General features: G+C 65.7%; 20 protein-coding genes. 7 read left to right on the top strand and 13 right to left on the bottom strand.

Annotation, left to right across the window (positions count from 1 at the left end):
- The first annotated feature begins 146 nt into the window (after nt 1-146).
- Together AC3A6I_RS15270 and AC3A6I_RS15265 are read left to right on the top strand one after the other, a co-directional pair.
- The gene (locus tag AC3A6I_RS15270; RefSeq protein ID WP_487544592.1) at nt 147-881 is read left to right on the top strand and encodes an outer membrane protein; all 735 of its coding nucleotides are present in this window, start codon (nt 147-149) and stop codon (nt 879-881) included.
- A 103-nt stretch (nt 882-984) separates the two neighbouring features.
- A complete protein-coding gene (locus tag AC3A6I_RS15265; RefSeq protein ID WP_487544591.1) occupies nt 985-1,257 on the top strand; it encodes a hypothetical protein in 273 nt (90 codons plus the stop codon).
- A 1-nt stretch (nt 1,258) separates the two neighbouring features.
- Here the strand turns inward: AC3A6I_RS15265 and AC3A6I_RS15260 are convergent, their stop codons facing one another.
- Together AC3A6I_RS15260 and AC3A6I_RS15255 are read right to left on the bottom strand one after the other, a co-directional pair.
- Nucleotides 1,259-2,410 carry a winged helix-turn-helix domain-containing protein gene (locus AC3A6I_RS15260; protein ID WP_487544590.1) on the bottom strand — a complete coding sequence of 384 codons (1,152 nt, stop codon included), beginning with the start codon at nt 2,408-2,410 and terminating at the stop codon, nt 1,259-1,261.
- A gap of 194 nt (nt 2,411-2,604) precedes the next feature.
- A complete protein-coding gene (locus AC3A6I_RS15255; protein ID WP_487544589.1) occupies nt 2,605-4,659 on the bottom strand; it encodes an ATP-dependent helicase in 2,055 nt (684 codons plus the stop codon).
- 371 nt (nt 4,660-5,030) lie between these two features.
- Here AC3A6I_RS15255 and AC3A6I_RS15250 point away from each other — a divergent pair, with 371 nt between their 5' ends.
- Entirely contained in the window at nt 5,031-5,324 is a 294-nt protein-coding gene (locus tag AC3A6I_RS15250) for a hypothetical protein (protein ID WP_487544588.1), read from the top strand.
- 117 nt (nt 5,325-5,441) lie between these two features.
- Here AC3A6I_RS15250 and AC3A6I_RS15245 read toward each other — a convergent pair whose 3' ends face one another.
- The 6 genes from AC3A6I_RS15245 to AC3A6I_RS15220 all read right to left on the bottom strand — a co-directional run bounded on the left by AC3A6I_RS15245 (nt 5,442) and on the right by AC3A6I_RS15220 (nt 11,385).
- The gene (locus AC3A6I_RS15245; RefSeq protein WP_487544587.1) at nt 5,442-7,142 is read right to left on the bottom strand and encodes an HAD family hydrolase; all 1,701 of its coding nucleotides are present in this window, start codon (nt 7,140-7,142) and stop codon (nt 5,442-5,444) included.
- 54 nt (nt 7,143-7,196) lie between these two features.
- Nucleotides 7,197-7,409, bottom strand: coding sequence for a hypothetical protein (locus AC3A6I_RS15240; protein WP_487544586.1), 213 nt, complete (start codon nt 7,407-7,409; stop codon nt 7,197-7,199).
- Between the two features lie 66 nt (nt 7,410-7,475).
- On the bottom strand, nt 7,476-8,177 hold the full coding sequence (locus AC3A6I_RS15235) for a TfuA-like protein (protein ID WP_487544585.1): 702 nt from the start codon (nt 8,175-8,177) through the stop codon (nt 7,476-7,478).
- Nucleotides 8,174-9,292 (bottom strand): YcaO-like family protein, encoded by a 1,119-nt coding sequence (locus AC3A6I_RS15230; RefSeq protein ID WP_487544584.1) that lies wholly within the window; start codon nt 9,290-9,292, stop codon nt 8,174-8,176. Before AC3A6I_RS15230 ends, AC3A6I_RS15235 begins: the two co-directional genes overlap by 4 nt.
- Before the next feature lie 99 nt (nt 9,293-9,391).
- Complete coding sequence (locus AC3A6I_RS15225; RefSeq protein ID WP_487544583.1) at nt 9,392-9,610, bottom strand: hypothetical protein; 219 nt, start codon at nt 9,608-9,610, stop codon at nt 9,392-9,394.
- A gap of 20 nt (nt 9,611-9,630) precedes the next feature.
- Nucleotides 9,631-11,385 carry a BTAD domain-containing putative transcriptional regulator gene (locus tag AC3A6I_RS15220; RefSeq protein ID WP_487544582.1) on the bottom strand — a complete coding sequence of 585 codons (1,755 nt, stop codon included), beginning with the start codon at nt 11,383-11,385 and terminating at the stop codon, nt 9,631-9,633.
- A 403-nt stretch (nt 11,386-11,788) separates the two neighbouring features.
- Between AC3A6I_RS15220 and AC3A6I_RS15215 the strand changes: the two genes are divergently transcribed.
- Nucleotides 11,789-12,268: a Ros/MucR family transcriptional regulator gene (locus AC3A6I_RS15215; RefSeq protein WP_487544581.1), complete on the top strand. Its 480-nt coding sequence runs from the start codon at nt 11,789-11,791 to the stop codon at nt 12,266-12,268.
- Between the two features lie 530 nt (nt 12,269-12,798).
- Nucleotides 12,799-14,508: a D-lactate dehydrogenase gene (gene dld, locus AC3A6I_RS15210; RefSeq protein WP_487544580.1), complete on the top strand. Its 1,710-nt coding sequence runs from the start codon at nt 12,799-12,801 to the stop codon at nt 14,506-14,508.
- Nucleotides 14,509-14,527: 19 nt separating this feature from the next.
- Here the strand turns inward: dld and AC3A6I_RS15205 are convergent, their stop codons facing one another.
- On the bottom strand, nt 14,528-15,511 hold the full coding sequence (locus tag AC3A6I_RS15205; RefSeq protein WP_487544579.1) for a bile acid:sodium symporter family protein: 984 nt from the start codon (nt 15,509-15,511) through the stop codon (nt 14,528-14,530).
- Nucleotides 15,512-15,598: 87 nt separating this feature from the next.
- On the opposite strand from AC3A6I_RS15205, the gene AC3A6I_RS15200 reads away from it, so the two are divergent.
- The gene (locus tag AC3A6I_RS15200) at nt 15,599-16,486 is read left to right on the top strand and encodes a LysR family transcriptional regulator (protein ID WP_487544578.1); all 888 of its coding nucleotides are present in this window, start codon (nt 15,599-15,601) and stop codon (nt 16,484-16,486) included.
- A gap of 7 nt (nt 16,487-16,493) precedes the next feature.
- On the opposite strand, the gene AC3A6I_RS15195 is transcribed toward AC3A6I_RS15200, so the two are convergent.
- Nucleotides 16,494-17,108: a GNAT family N-acetyltransferase gene (locus AC3A6I_RS15195; RefSeq protein WP_487544577.1), complete on the bottom strand. Its 615-nt coding sequence runs from the start codon at nt 17,106-17,108 to the stop codon at nt 16,494-16,496.
- A gap of 53 nt (nt 17,109-17,161) precedes the next feature.
- On the opposite strand from AC3A6I_RS15195, the gene AC3A6I_RS15190 reads away from it, so the two are divergent.
- Entirely contained in the window at nt 17,162-18,325 is a 1,164-nt protein-coding gene (locus AC3A6I_RS15190) for a M20 aminoacylase family protein (protein WP_487544576.1), read from the top strand.
- Here the strand turns inward: AC3A6I_RS15190 and AC3A6I_RS15185 are convergent.
- Genes AC3A6I_RS15185 through AC3A6I_RS15175 form a run of 3 tightly spaced genes read right to left on the bottom strand, consistent with a single transcriptional unit; the run spans nt 18,322 to nt 20,738 of the window.
- Entirely contained in the window at nt 18,322-19,077 is a 756-nt protein-coding gene (locus AC3A6I_RS15185; protein WP_487544574.1) for an amino acid ABC transporter ATP-binding protein, read from the bottom strand. The genes AC3A6I_RS15190 and AC3A6I_RS15185 overlap by 4 nt on opposite strands.
- Nucleotides 19,078-19,914, bottom strand: coding sequence for an amino acid ABC transporter permease (locus AC3A6I_RS15180; RefSeq protein ID WP_487544573.1), 837 nt, complete (start codon nt 19,912-19,914; stop codon nt 19,078-19,080). It abuts the gene before it with no gap.
- Nucleotides 19,911-20,738 (bottom strand): ABC transporter substrate-binding protein, encoded by an 828-nt coding sequence (locus tag AC3A6I_RS15175; protein ID WP_487544571.1) that lies wholly within the window; start codon nt 20,736-20,738, stop codon nt 19,911-19,913. The genes AC3A6I_RS15180 and AC3A6I_RS15175 overlap by 4 nt, the downstream gene beginning before the upstream one ends.
- Between the last annotated feature and the right edge of the window lie 88 nt (nt 20,739-20,826).

Below are 20,826 nucleotides of genomic sequence, written 5' to 3'. Positions count from 1 at the left end.
CAGCCTGCAAGTAATTCTCGGCCACCGAAAGCATTCGTTAACCACATCTGCACACCCGTCATTAGGGTTACTCGTTAGGGTTAAGCCGACTTTAAGAACTAGCCCGCATATTGGCCTCCACTTGACTGGTGCAAGAGGATTTCAGAATGCGCAAGTTTCTCGCTTCGGCGGCGGTGGCAGGAGCCGCGCTGCTGGTTGCCCCGGCCGCGATCGCGGCCGACATGCCCGAATACCCCGATATTCCCGAGGTCGACTACGACATCGGCGGTTCGTTCTATCTGCGCGGTAGCGCTGCGCTGAACTGGCACTGGGGCGAAGAGCTCACCCACCCGGAGATCGACCAGACCTGGGACTATAGCGAGTACGGCTATGGTTACAGCTGGGGCGCCGGCTTCGGCTACGAGACCGGCAACGGGCTGCGCGTCGATGCCACGATCGACTCGGTCGAAACCACCGGGCTCAAGATCACCAAGGATCTCGGCGATCCTAACGATGGCGACTACACGCTGATGCTGCGCTCCACCGTCGCGCTCGCCAACGTCTACTATGATTTCGGCCTCGGTGGCGACTGGAGCTACTCGGCGGGCGCCGGCGGTGCCTTCGGCTATGTCGGCGCCGGCGTCGGCGTTGCCTGGAACCATGCCGAGGTCAACGCCCCGACCGGCTTCCCGGTGCAGACCGGCACCAATGTCAGCGCGGCCGGCGCGGTCATGCTCGGTGTTGGCTACGATATGGGGGACTGGGTCGCGGATGTGGGCTATCGCGGCCTCTACATCGACCAGATCAACAACGAGCCGACGGCCGATCCGAACAACTACTACGAGGCCAACAGCAACTGGATCCACGAGCTGCGCGGTACCGTCCGCTATCGGTTCAACTGATCCGGCCTCAGCACCAGTCCATGCATGGAAGCGGCGCCCAGAAGGGCGCCGTTTTCTTTGGACGGTCAGCGTCCTGTCAGCTTGGCGCAACTAGCTTTTCGCCATGCAAATCAATGGTATCGGCAAGCTCGCCATCGACGGCGAGGAGCGTGGCGAATTTCAGTTCAGCTTCCTCACGACGGAAGGATTCGCCACAGGTCTCGGCGAACTCTTCGGCGACGCACAGGCGCTGCTTGAGGCGTTCCGGGCGAAGGCCGCGGCGTTGAGCTGTGACGGCTGGGGCGACCCGGTCGAGATCATGATCGTGGGCGAGCCTGACGCCGGCATCGTCGATTTCGTCACCCTGAACGAATCGCCGCGCGACTGGCTCGAATAGCTCACGCTTCGCCGTTGGCGAGCTGGAAGCGCTCGAAGCGGCCGAGTTCCTCCTCGATTGTCGCCTTGTGCTCGGCGGCCTTGCCCTTGCCCACCCAATGCCAGGCCTGGATCAGCACCTTGCCCGCCGCCCGGTCGGTCTTCAGATCCATCGCCGCGACGATCTCGTCACCCACCAGTACCGGCAGGGTGAAGTAGCCGAACTGGCGCTTTTCCTTCTTCACATAGGCCTCGAACACATGGTCGTAGCCGAAGAACAGTTTTAGCCGGCGCCGCTGGATCACCACCGGGTCGAAGGGCGAGAGGATATGCACCAGCGGCGGATCCTGCGGCTCCGGCACCTCCAGCGCCTCGGGGGGCGCGTAGTGCAGGGCAGGGTCGTCACCCACCGTCACGGGCACCAGCTTTCTGGTCCGCACCCGCGAGTCGATCAGCTTCTGCAATTCCGCGCTGAAGCGCAGTTTCGGGTGCATTACCGAGGGCCCGCTGATCAGCCCCTGTGAGGTGATCGCACGCTCGAGCAGATACTCGTCGATCTGTCGGTCGGTGGCGGCGCGCGGTCGCGGCGGCCAGCCGAAGTGGCGGTCCATCAGCTCGTAGGTCTTCACCATGCCGGTGCGTTCGGAGATGGTCAACTCGCCCGAGTAGAACCCGTATTGCAGCACGCGCTTGGATGGCTTGCGACTGCCCCATGGGTGGTCCTTCTCCACCAGTTCGTCATTGTCGATATCGCGGATCGAGAGCGCGCCATCCTTCCGGATCTGGCGCAACAGCCGCTTCAGGTCGTTGGGGTCGGCATCGGCGTACCAGCGCAGCGGCTCGGTCAGATGGTGCTTCATCTCGTTGAGGTAGAAGCGGATGTCGCGTGCCGGCACATAGGCCAGCGCATGCGTCCAGTACTCGAACACCGACTTGTCGACCGATTGCGCCTGCGCGAGGTCGGCCCGGCGATACTCCGGGATGCGGGTGAACAAGATGTGGTGATGCGCCCGCTCGATCACGTTGATCGTGTCGATCTGCACATAGCCCAGATGCTCCACCGCCGCCTTCACCGCGGCGGCACCGGCCCCGAAGGGCGCGCGTTCGTCGAGCCGCTGGGCATGCAGCCAGATGCGGCGGGCGTGGGCGATATCGAGAGCGAGGGGCTTTTTCACCACTTCACCTCTCCCTTGGGGGTGAGGTCGGCGCGTAGCGCCGGGTGAGGGGGCCTTCAGGTCGCCAAAAGGAAGGCCCCCTCACCCCAACCTTCTCCCCCAAGGGAGAGGGGGCGCCGTGGCCCGGTCCGTGTGCAAGCTCGCTCATCCTGACAAGCATAGCGCAGCTTGCTGCCAGCGCGTGTCAGGGTTTGTCATTTCTTCCACATCGCCCTCAGCCCTGCGCGGACATCGACGCGCGGTGCGGCTGGAGCGATCCCCCGCAGTTCTGCCGGCTTCACTGCCGGCCAGAACAGGTCGTCGAACAGCGGCAGCATTGCCTTGGTGATGAAGCGGGTGCGCTGGGCATAGACATGCTTGTCGCCGTGCTGGCCCTGCTGGTGCACGTAGAAGCGCTGCGGGATGACGAGGTGCAGCTCGTCCTTGGCGCGCGTCATCGCGACATAAAGCAGGCGGCGCTCCTCTTCGAGTTCATGCGTCGAGCCGGTGCCGAGGTCGGAGGGGATAGCGCCATCGACCACGTTCAGCACATGCACGTTCTTCCATTCCTGCCCCTTGGCGGAGTGGATGGTCGAGAGGATCAGAAAATCCTCGTCGAGCAGCGGCACGCCGGCCTGGTCCGAAGTCGCTTCCGGCGGGTCAAGCGTCAGTTCGGTAAGGAAGCGCTCGCGGCTCGGATAGCCGCCGGCGATCTGCTCGAGCTGGTAGATGTCCTCCTTGCGGATCTCGGCGTCTTCGTACACCGCCTCCATCAGCGGCTCGTACCACATGCGGGCGCGCAGCAGTTCGGCCGGCCAGCCGGCCGTGCCGCGTCCGAGATGGTCGATCACCTCGATGAAGCCGGGCCAGCCCTCCGAACCGCGCGGCGGTGGCGGGGCGGCCAGCAATTCAGCCAGCGGGTCGGCGCTCTCCGCCATCCGGTCGAGGAGCTTCCCCGCCGCGCCGGGACCAATGCCGGGAAGCAGCTGCAGCACGCGAAAGCCGGCGACGCGGTCACGCGGGTTGTCGACAAAGCGCAGCAGCGCCATCACATCCTTGATGTGGGCGCTGTCGAGGAATTTGAGCCCGCCATACTTCACGAACGGGATGTTTCGGCGGGTGAGCTCGATCTCGAGTTCGGCCGAATGGGATGAGGTGCGGAATAGCACCGCCTGCTGCTTCAGTGTCGTGCCGCCTTCGCGGCAGCTCAGCACGCTTTCGACCACGTAGCGGGCCTGGCTCGGCTCGTCCTTCACCGTCACCAGCCGCGGTTTTTCGGTGGCGATACGCTCGCTCCACAGGTTCTTGGTGAAGCGTTCGGTGCTCTCCGAGATCACCGCGTTGGCCGCCTCGAGGATCGGCTGGGTCGAGCGATAGTTGCGATCCAGCGTCACCATGCGCGCCGGCGGCGAGAAGGCAGCCGGGAAATCGAGGATGTTGCGCACCGTGGCGGCGCGGAACGAGTAGATCGACTGCGCGTCGTCGCCGACCACGGTCAGCCCGTCGCCCTGCGGCTTCAGCGCCAAGAGGATAGAGGCCTGCAGGCTGTTGGTGTCCTGGTACTCGTCGACCAGCACGTGGTCGAAGCGCTGGCCGATATCGTCGGCGATCGCCGGCTCGCGCATCATCGCGGCCCAGTAGAGCAGCAGGTCGTCGTAATCGAGCACCTGCTGGTTCTGCTTGGCATCGACATAGGCCCCGAACAGCTCGCGCAGCTGGGCTTCCCACATGGCGACCCAGGGGAAATGGTCCTTCAGCACGCGGTCGAGATCGCCCTGCGCGTTGACGACGCGCGAGTAGATGGCAAGGCAGGTGCCCTTGGTGGGAAAGCGCTTCTTGGCTTCCGAGAACCCCATCTCGTGGCGGATGATGTTGATCAGGTCGCCGGAGTCCTCGCGGTCGTGGATCGAGAATTCCGGCCTCAGCCCGATCTGCTCGGCATATTCGCGCAGCAGGCGCGCGCCGATGCCGTGGAAGGTGCCGGCCCAGCTCAGCGCATCGGTGACGATGCCCGCGTTCTTGCCCATCACCTGCACCACCAGCCGCTCGACCCGGCGCTGCATCTCGCCCGAGGCGCGGCGCGAGAAGGTCATCAGCAGGATGCGGCGCGGATCGGCGCCGTTGACGATCAGGTGGGCCACCCGATGCGCCAGCGTGTTGGTCTTGCCCGAGCCGGCCCCGGCGATCACCAGCAGCGGGCCGCCCATATGCTCGACGGCCAGCCGCTGTTGGGGGTTCAGCTTGTCGAGATAGGCGGGGGTGTCGAGCACGCGAATCGGTCCGGATAAAAGTCCGGATCAGGAAGCACTATTCGCGCTTTGTTCGCAATTCACGCCGGGCCAACTGGGCAGGCTGCAAACCGCCCGGTCGACGGCCAACCCCCCCTTTTGCCGTGTGCGGTGCTAGATGTGATGTGCGCGACGCTTGACCATCGATGTCATCTTGTTTCAAATACAAGATTAATTTTAGAAGGACAATGTCGTTGGCTGGGACGAGTATAAAGCTAAGCATTGCACTTGATGTGAACTGGCAGTCAATCTCAGGTGAATCTGAGTTAACAAAGACGGTTGCGCGAATAGATCGAACAAATAGCAATGCATTGCAAATAACATGGGTCGGTGGCGACGCGGAGACTGACGGCGTGATTGATCCTGGCGTCATCCTCAAGCGCTGGCTCGCGGGCGCAGGCACCGTGCTCGAAGATGATCTGCTGGAACCGGCCGATCGCACGCGGGCGACGATGGTCTTTTCCGCCGACGATTTCGCTTACTGCCAGGCCTGGTGCGTGGTGGACGGCGAGCACCTGATCAACGCGACCTACCTGTGCGAGGAGATGCCCACAGCCCAGGAACTGCGCGAAGTCGAGCAGATGGTCGCGAGCCTCGCCATCGTGGAAGGCCCGCCGCCGCGGCCGCGCAAGTGGATGTGGTTCTAGCGTTTCACATTCGAAGCGACCTCCAAACTCGGCGTCATCCCCGCGAGGGCGGGGATCCAGTGGCCGCACGCCCGGTGCCCGTCTGGGTTTTCGCCTTGGCGAAAGTGCTCCAGCCCGCTATTCGGCTGCCTTGGCCGGCTGGGTGTAGCGCGCCTTGACGATCTCGGCGATCCTGTCCCGGCTGTCCTCGGGCTCCTCCGCTTCAATCGCTTCGGCCTCCTCGGCGAGCTCATCGTCCTTGATGCAGATGCGGAACCACTTCGAATAGTCGCCGCGCCCGAAGTGGTAGGCCCAGGTCTCATCGTCGAGGCCGTCGGCGATCTGCAGGAACATCACCAGGTTCTGCGCCTTGAGGTTCAGCTTCCCCTCCGGCCCGCGGAAATAGAAGCTGCGCTCGTCGGTCAGCGCGCCTTCGGCATATTTGCGGATGTGGCGCTTGTGCTGCTGTCTGGGCTTTTCCACCGTCACCAGCTTGGGCACGGTGCCCGCCGCCCGGTGCCAGTAGAGCACATGCTCGTCGTCGGGCACCTTGGTCTTCGGCACCTTCTCGCCGACCGCCTTGCAGAAGCTGGCGATCACCTTGTCGGCCTCGGGCCCCAGCGCGAGGATCCGCGTCACGTGCTTCAGCGCATCGGGCGCGATGGCGTCGGGGTGGACGGTGATCATCACCGTACCGGTCATGGTGTCGGGCAGGGCCAGCGCCTCGCCCTTGCGCTGCCCGGGCAGCAGGTGGTGTGCCTCGTCGATGATGATCCAGTGCGGCCGGCCGGTGCGGGCGCGCAGCTTGCCGAGCTCGGGGATCAGCTCGGTGAAAAAGCCCGGCCGCTCCTTAAGCTCCAGTCCCAGCGTGTTCACCACCACGCTCGTCTCGGGGGTCTCCAGCAGCTCGAGCGCCTGCTTGTGCGTTGGTGGGATCTTTTCCTCCCCCACTTGCACGGCATTCTTCAGCTCGGTGTAATCGCCCTCCGGGTCGAGGATGACGAATTGCTGCTCCTTGCCGATCAGCTGTTCGGTGAGGGCGGTCGCGAGCGTCGATTTGCCGATGCCGGATGAGCCGGCGATCAGGAGCACGTCGCTGGGCCGCAGCTCGATCGGCTCGTCGTTCGGCCCCGTGCCGATCGGCACGCGGTTGCGGGGCAGGGCGGCGAGCCCCTCGTCATTGTTGAGCATTTCGCCGATCAGCTCGACCACGCCGGCACCGCGCCGGCCGCGGGTGACGAAATCGGCGGTGTCCTTCACCGCCGCCAGGGCGTTGGCGACGGCGGCGCTGCAGCCGCAGGCGCGCAGGAAGGCGTGGTCGTTCTCGGCGTCGCCGATGCCGACCACGTTGTGCGACGAAAGCTCCAGCACCTCGAGCGCTGCGGCGAGCCCGCTCGCCTTGTTGATGCCGGAGGGCAGCACCATCACGGCGCCCTTGTTGAAGATGATCTGCAGCTCGAGCCTCAGCTCGGTGATCGCCTCGAGCACGGCATGCTGGTGCGGTTCCCACGTGGCGACGATGGTGCGTCCCACCGAAAGCGGTGCGACGCCGCGTTTCTCGAGTGCGGCGACGAGTTCCGGCGCCGGCGGCGGGCCGACCGGGCGCTCCTCCTCGGAGGCCGGCAGGTAAAGCAGCGCGCCGTTCTCGACCACACAGATGTCGAACAGGTCGAACCGGTTGAACACGGTCTTGAGATCCGGCAGTTCGCGGCCGGTCACCAGCAGGAGCTTGCGCCCGCTCTCCTTGAGCTTTTCCAGCGCCTTGATCGTCGCCTTGGAGACGCGTCCGTCACTGGCGATGGTGCCGTCATAGTCGGTGGCCAGGGCCTGCAGGTACATGCGCGCCTCGCGAGCGGGTTGGACACCGCTCAACGCGCGACGGTCGCTGCCGGTTCAGCCCTCGCCGCCCAGTTCGCGTTGCTTCCTCAGGTAGGCGACGCCCGCGGTGTAGCGATCATGCATACGGGCGAAGCGGTTGAGGGTGGCCTTGGGCACGTTGGCCTCGATCAGTTCGGCGTGGATCGCCTTGAGCTCTTTCTCCATCGCGTCCATGTCGAGCATCATCTGCTCGATCTGCTCGCGCGACAGTCGCACCATGGTTGCCATGCGTTGTCTCCTCCGCTCGCCAGGCGCGGCATACTACGCCGTTCCCTGCGGCAGCGCAGCCCGTGGTTAGGTCGCGGCACGAGCCGCGAGATAGCGGCGCCAGGGGTCGGAAGAAACGAAGTGCCAGTCCGCCGGCGGGAGGGTGAGGGTGTCGGGCAGGGCGCGCAGCCGCTCGACCAGCAGCAGCGCATCGGCGGTCTTCAGCGACACCCGATGCGTGCGGTACTGCGCGGCAAGCTGCGGCAGCCCGACCCGCTCGGCGATCACGTCGGGCGTACGGTCGCCGAAATAGAGGCTCCGCGCCGCGATCAGCAATGCGGCGGCCTCATCGGCCGTCGCCGCGCCGGCCGCCACCATGGCCGCAATCGTCGCCTCCGCATCCACCAGCGGTTCGCTGAGCGGCATGAAGGCCATTTCCTCGGGGGCATGGGCAAGGCAGACGTCGCCATCCTCGATACGCTCGCCGTCGAGATAGCTGAGCGCGATCGCGCCGACCGGCTCCATGCCGAAATCGGCGCATTCGGCCGCCCGCAGCGCTCCCAGCGAAGCGGCACCGAGCACATGCACGCCGGCCTTGAGCGCGAACAGGATTTCCTTGTGCCACACCGACGGCACGAAGCCGAATACGCCGTCGACCAGCCCGATGGCGGTGGCGCCGTCGAGCGCGGCCCGATGCAGGTCGCCCTGCCGCGCGGGCGGGCGGACATCGAGACCAGTGCGGTTGTAATCGGCGCCATAAAGCGAGGGGCCGGCGAACAGGATTTTCACAGGAACCCCAGCATGGCGGTAGCAGCCCGCTTGCCCGGGCGCCAATTGCGGTTGGTCAGCCGGTCCTCGAGCCCGGGCACGAAGACGCGCACAACATTGATGCCGAAGCGCGAGCCGCCCATCGGCACGACGACGATGCGCTCCAGCCCGGCGCGGGCGAGGCCGGCGCGCATGTGCATGATCAGCTCTTCGGTCGAAGCGCCGCGCGGCAGTCCGTCAGGCGCCGGGCGCTCGGCCGGCGCGTCCTCGGTCAGCACGGCGATGCTGCGGCCCAGCGTCTCGTCATACTCAGCCTCGATGATGTCGTCGCGCGCCCCGGCAATGTTGGTGATACGGGTCTGCGCCGCTTCGACGATGGCGCGGCGCGCCGCGATCCCCGCGACCGGATGGCACGACGCGCCCGTCGCGGCATCGAAATGCCTGTCGGCGCCGTCGCCGGGCGAGAGCACCGCATAGATCACCGGCAGGCCGGAATTCGAGGTCTGGTCGTAGAGCCGCAACTGGAAGCCAGCCTCGGCGATGCGGAAATCGAGCGCATCGACCTCGGCGTCATCGAAGGCCGAGGGCGCAACACGGGTGGCGCGCGCCGCCGTGTCGGACTTGAAGCCCCACAGGCACACCGCGTCGCGCTCTACCGTCTCGCATAGCGCATGCAGCAGCGCGCCCGACACGCTGGTGCCGGCGCCCACGCCATTGGTCGATTGGGCGATGCCGGGGAAGTCTTCCGGCTCGGCACCGAGCACCACGGCATCGTATGGCACCAGCACCGTGACGCCGGTGCCTAGCTCCACGCCCTCCACCCAGCGCACCGGCCGCTGCTCGTCGAGCGTCGTGCCGTGTGGCAACAGGTGGGTGAAGTCGAGCACCGCAAACCCCATGGCCTTGGCGGCGCTAAGGCTCAATACCAGCTGCGGTGTTTCCGGCGCTTCGGCGACGGCGTACTCGGCCGCCTCCATGACGGCGGAGATCTGTGCCGACAGTTCGTCCAGACCCTTGCCGTGATGGGTGGCGATGGTGGCCGAGTTCGGCCGGATGGCGGCATAGACCGGGATGCCGAGCCGATCCAGCCCGGTCTGGCGCGCCAGCCGGGTGATGCCGATCTGCGGAAACTGCAAAGACAAATCCCGCAGCAGGGCTGCGGGATCACTGTGGCCGTCGGCGACCCGATGGATCGCCGGCCGGCTGGTGGCGGCCCCGATGGACAAAGGCCAGCCTTACTTGGCGTGGAAGAACCAGGCCGCGCCGCCGTCTTCGCGCTGGTCGGCGGTGATGGCGATGTCGATGCCGTCGACGATGGAGTTACCGGCTTCGATCGAGGAACGGACATTGGCGGGGACCACGCTCTGCTGATCCAGCGGCGTGACGGTCATGAGCTGGGTGTCGACGACCAGCAGCTGGGAGGAATCTTTCTGTCCGATAATAACGTACCGCATAAGCACTGCTCCTTGTTGGCCTACTTGAATCCGGCCTTGTGCAATGCCTCAATATACAGATCGACATCCGCAGGATCGCGCTGCGGTACGCGTGATAGCCAACGAGCGGTAGTAAAATCCGGCTGCAATTTAAGGGCTTGCAAGCGGTAGCGGCGCGCCAGGTCCATTTGCCCCGCCATGGCGGCCGAGGCCGCCATCAGGCGATAGGCGGGTTCGGGGTTGCGCATCTTGCCCAGGTTGCGCAGCGCCTCCTCGAAGCGGCCGCGGAAGAAGTTGATGCCGCCCAGGGTCCACAGGTACTCGTCCGGCGGGATCGGGTTGAGCCGCATGGCGAGGTCGATCTTGTCCTGCGCCTCGGGCAGCATGGAGTTATGGGCGAGCGTATCGGCGAAATCGGCGAGGATGTCGGCGTGGTTGGGGGCGAGATCGGCCGCCATCGCCATGTGCGCCAGGCTCTGGTCGAGGTCGCGGTCGAACAGCGCGACGCGCCCGAGCTCGCGATAGGCGGTGCCGTCATTGGGATCGATGGCCACGGCCCGCTCGGCATGGAGCTTGGCCCGGTCGAGCAGCGCCCGGTCCGAGCCCGCGCGCAGCACCCATTCGACGACATAGGAACGGGCCAGCGCGCTCTCGATCGAGGACTGTTCAGGTTCGATATCCCGGGCAATGCGTAGCGACTTGCGTCCGCGGCGTATCTTGGGCAGGTCGAAGGTCAGCAGGTTCTGCCGGCCGGCGAGATAGTGCGAATAGGCGTCGGCGTCGCGTTCGGTGCGCTCGCGCTGCAGTTCGGAGGCCTCGATCGATTCGGCCAGGGCGCGCGCCACGCCGTTGGTGAAGTCCCAGTAGTTCTGCGGCGCCGTTGTCGGGGAGAAGGCGAAGCGGTCGGCCCATACGATCTCGCGGCCCGAGGCGCGGATCAGGCGGATGGCGAGCGATAATCCGTCGCCGGGAAATTGCGGCGAGATGCGGCTTTCGACGGCATAGTCGATCTGGTGCGAGCGCACTTCGTCGAGCGCGCTGAACGGATCGAGTTGCCAGGCGGTGTGCGGGGCGATCACCGACACCGACTTCAGCCGGGAGAGGCCGATGGTCACGTCCTCCACTAGCGCCGGCGCGAGATGCTTGGGGAAGTTCGACTGCTTGAAGTCCTGCAGCGGCGGCAGCAGCACCACGCGCGGCACGAAGCTCTGGCGATAGCCCGGATCGGTCTTGCGCCGCTGCGGCGTCGCCGGGATGGAGGGCGCCTGTTCCGCCTCCGCTTCGGGGCGGAACATCTCCGACGTCTCGATCGCCGGCGTCAGCCCCAGGCCGTGGTGCAGGCGGTTGCGGAACGCCGAATAGGCGGCGCGGGCGCCGGCTTCGTTGCTCTCGGCCCGGAACAACTCGATCGTCGCCTGGGCCACGGTATCGGAATAGGGCAGGCGTTCGGCCAGCTTGGTGAGGGCGGCCCGGCCATCCTGGCCGCCGATGCGCAGCGCCGCCTCGGTCGAAAAGGTCGCGAACTGGTTCTCGATGCGGGTGCGCTCGAGCGTCAGCCACTGGCTGAACTCGTTGCCTACGCCATCGACGCCGGCGAGAAGTTCGCCGCGATATTCCCCAATCAGCCGTTCCAGCTCTGCAATATCTGCAGCAGTGCGGACGCGTCCGACATCGCGCAGATCCAGTCCGACCTCGCCATTAAGTTCGATCTCGGTAGCATCGGCCTTGAACAGTTCAAAACCGTACTTCGCTTCCAGGTCGCGCGTGTGCAGCAGCGTCTGGCGAAGATTCGTCATTGCCTGCTCGGCGGTGCTGTCTTCCCAGATTCGCTCAGCAAGCACGGCGCGCCGGCCGCGGCCGGAAAACTCTAGATAAAGCAGGGCCGCCAGAGCGTAGGCCTTCTGCCGCAGTTTGACTGCGGTCCCGTCGGCAAGACGGAGAACCGGGTTGCCCAAAAGCTGGAGCGAGACCGTAGCAGGCATGGAAACTACAAACTTGATCGGCTGGTGGAGAGGAATTGGTGGAAGTTTACTTGACGAAGTAAAGAGCGAAGCGTAGCCACATAACGGCTAGATAACGCATACAAGTAAGCCACCTGCTTGGCCAGCGCTAGCACAATAATGGGGGAGGCACCGGGGTGGCAGGCCGTAGTCTCCTCATACAGGACCCGAACCCTAGGCAAATTGGACCGAGGAAAATATGGAATCAGGAGTATCCGGATCGACGGGGGCAACAGCACAGTCGGAATCGCGGAGCATACAGTTGGTCGAGCTCAGTGCCGAGATCGTAAGTGCTTACGTGAGCCACAATGCATTGAGCGCGCCTGATCTGCCGAAGTTGATCGCCAACGTGCATACGGCACTTGTCGCGCTCGGTGGTGCTGTTGAAGTGGAGCCGGCGGTTGAATTGAAGCCGGCAGTGCCGGTCAAAAAGTCAATTACGCCCGAATATTTGATCTGCCTGGAGGACGGCAAGAAGTTTAAGTCGCTGAAACGGCACCTGCGTACCGAGTACGACATGTCGCCGGAGGAATACCGCGCGAAGTGGGGACTGCCGCCGGACTATCCGATGGTTGCTCCGACTTATTCGGAAGCCCGTTCGCGACTGGCCAAGACCATTGGTCTCGGCCGCAAGCCCAAGACTCCTGGGGCGCGCAGCCGCGCCAAGGCACTGGCATAACGCCAGCCTACCCTCACCGAGCGTCATTCGCTCGATGTCTGGTGAGAAAGGCGCTGCTCCCTCCGCCGCAAGGAGGGAGCAGCACTGGCACAGGACCCGAATTCTCCTATGCAGCTGCAGAATATGCCTAGGCCCGTGATGGGCGCGTTATGCGACGAAAGCTACGACGCATCATATGGTTAACGGCGGACGCAGCGGTCGGTGGTCAAATCGTTACCGGCCGATGGCCGAATCGCCAGACCGACGTCGACGCTGCGGCCGATACCGACTATGTCACGGCGAACCCATCTGTTCCGCAGCCTGAATCATGACCTCGCAGCTGGCCATGGCCGACTGACCTCGCCCGCTTCCACCAATGTTGCATCAGAACAAGTGCGCCGCTGAGCCCTACATCCGTGGCGAGCTCGAAGATTTCCTCAAATCGCCCCGAGGATATCGGCCTGCGCGGCTGAGCATTGCGACAGACGTGGTGTCGACGGCGGCGCCAATCGGGCTTATGCCAGTACGCCGTTCCAACCGAAGACGTTTCGATGCTCACCACTCCGACCCCGATTTCCGGCGAAGCCCTGCTGACGCAGCTGCGCGGTCTGGTGGGCGACGCTCACGTGCTCACCGATCCGCGCAAGAACCGGCGCTTCCGCAAGGGCTATCGCTATGGCGAGGGCGCGGTGCTGGCGGTGGTGCGGCCGGGCACGCTGCTCGAGCAGTGGCGGGTGTTCAAGGCTGTCATCGAAGCGGGCCGCATCGTCATCATGCAGGCGGCCAATACCGGGCTCAATGGCGGGTCCACCCCCTACGGCGACGACTACGACCGCGAGGTCGTGCTGATCAACACGATGCGGATCGATCGCATCGACCTGCTGAAGGGCGGCGAACAGGTGCTGGCGCTGGCCGGCTCGACCCTCCACCGGCTCGAAAAGCTGATCCGCCCGCTTGGCCGTGAACCGCACTCGGTGATCGGCTCGACCACTATCGGCGCCTCGATCGTGGGTGGCGTCTGCAACAATTCCGGCGGCGCGCTGATCCGGCGCGGCCCCGCCTTCACCCAGCTCGCGCTCTATGCCCGCGTAGCCGAGGATGGCAGCGTGTCGCTGGTCAACAACCTGGGCATCGAGCTCGGCAACGATCCCGAGGAAATCCTCGCCCGCCTCGATAGCGGCCGCTATGGCGAGGGCGACGTCTGGCACGATACCGGCAGGCTTGCCTCCGACCCGGATTACTCGACGCTGCTGCGCGACATCGAGGCGCCCGGTCCGGCCCGTTTCAACAACGATCCGCGGCTGCTCTACGAAGCGGCCGGCAGCGCCGGAAAGCTCTGCGTGTTCGCGGTGCGGCTCGACACCTTCCCGAGCTCGGGTCCGTCGAAGGTCTTCTACATCGGCTCCAACTACTACATGGAGCTGACCAATATCCGCCGCCACATCCTGAGCCAGTTCAATACCCTGCCAGTGGCGGGCGAGTACCTGCACCAGGACGCCTACCGGCTGGCCGAGGATTACGGCAAGGACCTGTACCTCCTCATCAAGCATGCCGGCACTGAGCGTATCCCGACCGCCTTCGCGCTGAAGAGCCGGTTCGACGCCATCACCGGCCGGCTCGGCCTCGGCACCAATCTCTCAGACAAGATACTGCAGGTCATCACCGGCCTGCTGCCCACGCACCTGCCGGCCCGCATGAACGCGTTCCGCGACAAGTATCAGCATCATTTGCTGCTGCGCATGGACGGTGAGGGCATCGACGAGGCCCGGCAGTATCTCGAATCCATCTTCCCTTCGGCCGACGGCGACTTCTTCGAGTGCGACGAGGAGGAGGCGGCCGCCGCCTTCCGCAACCGCTACGCCATCGGTGGCGGCTCGGTGCGCTATCGCGCCGTGCATGCCGACAAGGTGGAGAACATCGTGGCACTCGATCTGGCGCTGCCGCGCAACACGCTGGACTGGCGCGAAACGCTGCCCGACGGGCTCGAGCAATATATCGAGCGCCGCATCCCGTGCGGGCACTTCATGTGCCAGGTGTTCCATTACGACTATGCGGTCAAGAAGGGCACCGATTGGCTCGAGATCGAGCACAAGATTATCGCCCATCTCAACGGGCGCGGCATCGAGTTCCCGTCCGAGCACAATGTCGGCCATCTCTACACGGCAAAACCCGTGCTGGCCGATTTCTACCGCTCGCTCGACCCCACCAATTCGATGAACCCCGGCATCGGGCAGACCTCCAAGCTCAAGGACTGGGCCTGAGCCCAGTCCGCGCCGGCGGCTATTCCGCCGGTACCGCCTCGGGTTCGCGCGCCATGCGCTGGGCGATCGCGGCCGACACGAAGAGCTGGAACTGGTGGTAAAGCATCAGCGGCAGGATGATCAGGCCGGCCGACGGACCCGCGAACAGCACATTGGCCATCGGCACACCGCTCGCGAGGCTCTTCTGCGAGCCGCAGAACAGCAGGCTGATGCGGTCGGCCCGGCTCAGCCCGGCCTTGCGCCCGGCAAAGCTCACAAAGCCGATGACGATGAACAGCATGGCCAGATCGAGCGCGATGATCAGCACCAGGCTCGCGGGCTCGACCCGGCTCCAGATGCCGCCGACGACGCCGGCGCTGAAGGCCGAGTAGACGATCAGCAGGATCGAGCCACGATCGACGAACGTGGTCAGGCGCTTGGCCTTCTCGATGCGCGCGCCGATCCACGGCCGTAGCGCCTGGCCGAGCGCGAAGGGCAGCAACAGCTGCACGCAGATCCACACGATCGACATGGCGTCGAACGGCACGCCCTTGGTGGCGAGCAGCCAGGCGGCGAGCAGCGGCGTCACGATCACGCCGAGAATGTTGGAGAGCGACGCCGCGCAGATCGCCGCCGGCACATTGCCGCGCGCCATGGCGGTCAGCGCGATCGAGGACTGCACCGTGGAGGGCAGGATGCTGAGATAGAGCATGCCGAGCGCCAGTTCCGGCGGCAGCCACTGCCCGAAAATCGCGACGAGGCCGAAGCCGAGCAGCGGGAACACCACGAACGTGGTGACCAGCACCATGGCCTGCAGCCGCCAGTTGGTCATGCCGGCGACGATCACCTCGCTCTTCAGCTTGGCGCCATAGAGGAAGAACAGCAGCGCCACGGCGCCGAGGCTGATCTTGGAGACGACCTGTGCCGCAAGCCCCGACACCGGCAGCACGGTGGCAAGGATCACCGTGCCCAGCAGCATCAGCATGTAGGCGTTGGCCGAAATCCAGCTCTTCAGTCCCTGCATTCCAGTCCCCTCAGGCGGCAGTTGACAGTTTTGCGACTAGGGCATTCTCATTCGTGATAACAGCGTTAACAGCTATCGTGGTCCTGCATGAGCGCTCCGAGCCATCTCCTGGTCGATATCAGCCCCTCGCTGCTGGCGGCTTTCCTCGCCGTCGCGGAGCACCGCAGCTTCTCAGTTGCGGCCGAGCGGCTGGGCCTGCGCCAGTCCACCATCAGCCAGCAGATCAAGCGGCTCGAGGACGCGCTCGGCCATCGCGTCTTCGCCCGGGACACCCATTCGGTGACGCTCACGCCCGACGGAGATGCACTGGTTCCGATGGCGCGCGAAATCCTCGCCGCCAACGAGCGGCTGACCCGCTTCTTTTCCGGCCAGCCGAGCCGGCGCCGTCTGCGTCTCGGCATCTCCGAGGACTTCGCCATGTCCGGCCTGCCGGCCGTGCTGGCGCGTTTCGGCCGCGAGCAGCCCGATGTCGATATCGAGCTCAGCGTCGGTCTCAGCGGCTTTCTCTACCAGCGCTATGACGCCGGCGAGCTCGACGTCATCTTCGTCAAGCGCAAGCCGGGTGACCGGCGCGGCGAAGTGGCGTGGCGCGAACGGCTGGCCTGGATCGGCCGCCCGGGCCTGACGCTCGTCGCCGGCCAGCCGGTGCCGCTCGTCGCCTACTACCCGCCCAGCATCACCCGCACGCTGGCCATCGCCGTGCTCGACACGTCGGATCGCAGCTGGCGGCTCGCCTGTTCCAGCGGCAGCCTGAGCGGGTTGCGCGCCGCGCTGATGGCCGGCTTCGGCGTCGCCGCCCATTCGCGCCTGCTGCTGCCTTCCGGCCTCGCCATCCTGCCCGACAGCGCCGGCCTGCCGCCGCTGCCCGAAGTCGAGTTCGTCGCCATCGGTCCGGGCGGCGGCGACACCCTCGCCAACACCTTCGTGCGCACCCTGATCGACAGCCGCGCGGAGTTGCAGCAGGTGGCGTCCTGAAGCCGGGTCAGGCCGGACGGATCAGGCATTCGCTGCCTATGGGGACAAAGCCGAGGCTGAGGAAGGCGCGCAGCGAGCGGGCGTTGCCCGGCGACACCGCGGCAAACAGCAGCTCGCCCTCCGGCACGAGGCCGATGGCTTCGGCGATCAGCGCCGTACCCAGCCCGCGGTTGTGGTCGGCCGCCTCGACGCTCATCTCGCGCCGTCCGGCAAGCCCGGCCCCGATGGTCACGAGGCCGCGCTCGTCGCCATAGACGATGACGTCGGAGCGATACTGTCGGGCATATTGCACGCGCGGGTGGTCGTCGAAGTCGGTACGGGCAACCAGCCTCGAGCCACCCGTGCCGCGCCGCACCAGCATCGCGTCGATTACCCCGACAAAGCCGCGCGGGCCGGCGAGCCAGCGCAGGAAGTCAGGCGCCAGCGAGCCGCCATAGCCATCCGGGCCCTGCGCCAGCACGTCATCGGCCGGGCGCGAGGTCGCGACCACCGCATGCCCGGTGAAGGCCACCGAGCACTCCCAGCCTCCGGCCAGCGGCGGGGTGACGGTCACGCCGCCATCGACCGGCGGGAAACGGCCATCGGCGGCTGCGGTCAGGACATCGAGGAGCGGGTGGTGCATGTGACGCTTGGTGGTTCTATCTCGTTGCCAAGTCTGCGATATAGGCGGCCAGCATGAAAGTCACCCCGCCCATTTCCGCCCCCCGCAGCATCGACGATTTCGTCGCGCTGCGCCGCCACCTCCACGCCGCGCCCGAACTCAGCCGCGAGGAGTTTTCGACCAGCGCGCTCGTCGCTGATCTGCTGGCCGGCTGGGGCTATGAGGTCACGACCGGCATCGGCGGCACCGGCGTCGTCGCCACCCTGCGCAACGGCACCGGCGAGCGCAGCATCGGGCTCCGTGCCGACATGGATGCCCTGCCGATCACCGAAGCTACCGGCCTCGACTATGCCAGCGCCACCCCCGGCGTGATGCATGCCTGCGGCCATGACGGGCACACGACCATCCTCCTCGCCACGGCGCGCGAGCTGGCCAAGACGCGGAACTTCTCCGGCACCGTGCGGCTGATCTTCCAGCCGGCCGAGGAGGTCGGCGGCGCCGTGCAGATGCTCGAGGACGGGCTGTTCGAGCGCTTCCCTGTCGATGCGGTATTCGGCCTCCACAACTGGCCCGGCATCCCGGCCGGCGAGTTCCGCTTCGTCGATGGCCCAACCATGGCGGCCGTCGATCTCGTCATCATCACGGTCAAGGGCAAGGGCGGCCACGGCGCGAAACCGCAGGATGCGGTCGATCCGATCGTCGCGGCTTCGGCGCTGGTGATGGCGCTGCAGTCGATCGTTGCCCGCAATATCGATCCGCTCGAAACCGCGGTGATCACCGTCGGCTCGATCCATGGCGGCACGATGCCGACCGTGATCCCCGACAGCGTCGAGCTGCAGATCACAGTGCGCTCCTTCACCGACGCCGTCCGCGACCGCATCCGCGAGCGCATCAAGGTGCTGGCCGAGGCGCAGGCGGCCAGCTTCGGCGCCACCGCCGAGGTCTACCATCCGCCGGGCTTTCCAGCGCTGCACAATCATCCCGACGAGACCGCCTTCGCCCGGCAGGTCGCGATCCGCCACTTCGGCGCCGACAAGGTCGGGACGCTGAAGCCGCTGCTGGTCAGCGAGGATTTCGCCTTCATGCTGGAAAAGCAGCGCGGCAGCTACCTGTTCGTCGGCAATGGCCCGAGCGCGGACCTTCACAGCCCGCGCTACGATTTCAACGATGCCGTGATTGCGCCGGCGTCGCGGTATTGGGTGGCGCTGGTCGAGGACTATCTCGCCGCGAATAGCTAGGTCATCGCCTCGAGCCGCCCCGACGCGATGATCCGCTCGAGGAATTTCTGCGTGCGCGGGTTCTCGGGCCGCGAGAACAGCTGGCGCGGGTCGCCCTGCTCGACGATGCGGCCGCCATCGAGAAAGCACACCCGGTCGGCGACATCGCGGGCGAAGGCCATCTCGTGCGTCACGATCACCATGGTCATGCCGCTCTGCTTCAGGTCGCGGATGATCTTCAGCACCTCGCCGATCAGCTCGGGATCGAGCGCTGCCGTCACCTCGTCGAGCAGCAGCACCTCCGGTTCTGTCGCCAGCGACCGCACGATCGCCACGCGCTGCTGCTGGCCGCCCGACAACTGCTCGGGATAGGCCTTGGCGTATTGCCCGAGCCCGAACAGCTCGAGCAGCTTAAGCGCCGCCGCCTCAGCCTCGCCCCGGGCCCGGCCATGCACCTTGATCGGGGCGAGCGTGATGTTGTCGAGCACGCTCATATGCGGGAACAGGTTATAGGCCTGGAACACGATGCCGATGCGCTTGTAGAGCCCGGTGCGCCCGAACTTGTCGTCGTAGATGTCGACCCCGTCGAGCCGCACGCTGCCCTCGTCGAACTCGGTCAGCCCGTTGATGCAGCGCAGCAGCGTCGATTTGCCCGAGCCCGAGGCGCCGATCAGGCATACTACCTCGTGCGGCGCCACGTTGAGGTCCACGGCATCCAGCACCAGCCGCTCGCCGTAATATTTGGTGAGCTTGTCGATCTCGATGCGGTTCATCTACAGCGCACCCTGGAGGCGGCGCTGACGGTCCTTGCGCGCCAGATGGTCTGTGAGCCGGGCCAAGGGAATCGTGGCGAGCAGGAACAGGATCGCCGCCACTACCAGCGAGGAATAGTTGAAGGTGCGCGCCGTGTAGATCTGCGCCTCGCGCACCGCGTCGCGCACGCCCAGCACCGAGAGCAGCGCCACGTCCTTCTGCAGCGCGACGACGAGGTTCAGCATCGCCGGCACCACATTGCGCAGCGCCTGCGGCAGGATGGCGTAGCGCAGCGTCTGCCACTGCGTGAGGCCGAGCGCCTTGGCGGCCATGCTCTGGCCCTCGTGCACCGCCTCGATGCCCGAGCGATAGACCTCGGTGGCATAGGCGGAATAGCTCAGCACCAGCGCCACACCGCCCCAGAACAGGCCTTCCTTGGGCAGGCCGGGCAGGTTCAGCGCCGGAATGCCGAAGCCGAACAGCAGCACCAGCAGCAGCGCCGGCAGGCCGCGGAACAGGTCGACATAGAGAATGGCGAACACGCGCAGCGGGGCGAACCACGGCCCGCCCATGGCGCGGAAGATCGCGAGCACCAGCGCCCACACGCCGATGCACACGAGGCTGATCAGCCAGATCTGCAGCGAAACGAGGAAGCCGCGCGCCACGCTGGGCGCGGCCTCGAGCATCGCCTCGACGCTGAAGAACTGCAGCTGGATGCGCGGCCATTGCGGCGCCGAGCCCACGAAATAGGCGACGGCGCCGAAGACGATGACCACGCTGGCCAAACTAATAAGGACCGGCGCGAGCCGGTCCTTGAGCGCAATCTGCCGGCGCCCCTTGCCGGGCCGTCGTGTCATTGGCTGATCGTGGGAATGTTCGGGTCGGCGACGAGGTATTTCTGGACCAGCTCGTCGATGGTGCCCTTTTCCTTGAGCGCGGCGAGGCCCTCGTTGATCCAAGGCACGATCGGGTTCTCGTAGGCGAACAGCAGGCCGAGACCCTCGTCGTTCGGATCCTTGGGCAGGAGCGCGGTGATCTTGGCCTCCGGCACCTGGCAGCAGGTCGCATAGAGTGCCGTGGGAAGGGTCGCGATGGTCGCGTCGATCTGGCCGCCCTGCAGCGCCTGGAACACGCCGGCCTGGTCGTCATAGACCGAGGCATTGTCGATGCCGAGCACGTTGGTCACGTAGTCGAAATCGGTGGTGCCGACGGCGACGCCCCAGCGGGCAGCCTTGAGGTCGGCGAAAGACTTGGCGCTTGCCACTGCCGCGCTCGGCAGCGCGATCACCGCCTTGTCGGACTGGTAGTAGACATCCGAGAAGGTCGCGACCTTGGCGCGATCCGGGGTCACCGAGATCTGCTGGATCGAGAAGTCATAGGCCTTCGGGCCGGGCGCGATGGCGCCGTCGAAGGTCACGTCGACCCAGACCACGTCTTCCTTCTTGAAGCCAAGCTCAGCGGCCAGCGCATAGACGAGCGCCGCCTCAAAACCCTCGCCGGCTTCCGGGTTGTTGTCGAGCACCCATGGCGGATAGCTCGGCTCGGAGGTCGAAACCGTCAGCTTGCCCGGTGTGAACAGGCGCGGATCGTTGGGCGTCTTTTCCTGTGCCAGCACAGGCATAACCGTCATCGCGATGAACGCCAGCAGCGCTACCGCCAACACATTGTGCTTTTGAGCCATTTTTACTCTCATCGAGTCGTGTCCTGCCCGGCGCCAGACCGAAACCGCCCGTCGCCGAACCCCCACGCGAATTTACCGACAATCGCTC

The organism is Devosia sp. Soil_C_22 (genome assembly GCF_057657195.1).
Note: the sequence above shows the minus strand (reverse complement) of the source record. Positions and strands in the feature narration are given on the sequence as shown.